This is a genomic window from Actinomyces sp. ICM39 (genome assembly GCF_000282935.1).
GTDB classification, from domain to species: domain Bacteria; phylum Actinomycetota; class Actinomycetes; order Actinomycetales; family Actinomycetaceae; genus Pauljensenia; species Pauljensenia odontolytica_B.
The window spans coordinates 1-1,042 of sequence record NZ_ALCB01000092.1 but is presented as its reverse complement, the minus strand read 5'-3'; the positions used below and the strand labels follow the sequence as shown (position 1 = coordinate 1,042).

General features: G+C 53.6%; 1 protein-coding gene and 1 pseudogene. Both read left to right on the top strand.

The features are described 5' to 3' along the window. Window positions 1–824: glycohydrolase toxin TNT-related protein (locus tag HMPREF1137_RS10025; protein ID WP_007589898.1), on the top strand; the 824-nt coding region annotated here is incomplete at its 5' end. Beyond that, window positions 821–1,042 (top strand): annotated as a pseudogene (locus tag HMPREF1137_RS05730) (Imm61 family immunity protein); the annotation flags it as partial. The gene HMPREF1137_RS10025 and the pseudogene HMPREF1137_RS05730, both read left to right, overlap by 4 nt.

Genomic DNA, 1,042 nt, shown 5'->3' with positions numbered 1-1,042 from the left:
GCAAGTCCGACAAGGACGACGCCGACGGCAAGTCCGACAAGGACGACGCCGACGGCAAGTCCGACAAGGACGACGCCGACGGCGAGGGTTCCGGAAGCCACGACGGAAACGAAAGCTCCGACGATGAACCAGCCTTTGCCGATGGGATCACAGCAGGCGGCCATCCTGGCCCTTACAAAGAGGCAAACGACGGTTTTATCGCCGATTTTGCGGAGAAGAATGGCCGCACACTCGATACGGACCACGGGCCGATGGGCGCAGACCTGGTCGACCATCGGGAACCAATCAGCGCGGACCCCGACACTGGCGAGCAGATTTCTGCAGAACTGTACAAGGAACGTACGACCGGACCTGATGGCGAAACTGACTGGCCAGATACGGAAAATAACCATCCTGAGCTAGCCGACGTTATGAAAGATGGCGTTTACCTTCACGGAGATCCAGAAAAAGGAATTCCTCCGTTCCAAGATATGGCAGTCGACGAATTTATCAAGGAGTACCCCGGAAATCTTGATCGAATTGGAGAAGACCGTGGCAAATATTTCGCATTAGTAGGCAAGGACGGGCCGGACTCTTTCCAGAAGCGATCAATCCACGCAGATTCACTCTACTCTCCATACAGCCAATTCGAGTTCCACCCGGATAGGCTACCTCCAGGAACGCGTGTAGAAACAGGAATTGTGTACCCATGGTTTGATTCACCCGGAGGATCACGGCAGGTCAGGCTGTACACACTTGATGAATCCGGCGATCAAACTTACTTAAGCGCCCAACAACTCCTTGAAGGCCCAAACCCTGTTCTAGTTAGAAAGACAATCAAATGAATGAAGAACTCGCCGCATACATCACTCACCTGTGCGAACTATCCGGGCACACGACCCGGATCAAGAAAGACTTAATCCTGGTCGAGCCGGGTGAAGACTTTATCTACGACGCTTTCACCACTCGGAAGGACCGTTATGCCTACGGCCAGGTCGATAAATACTCATTCGGCGGGGCAGACTTCAGCTCCGTATCCTTCGAGATCTTCAAGAAGTTCGCG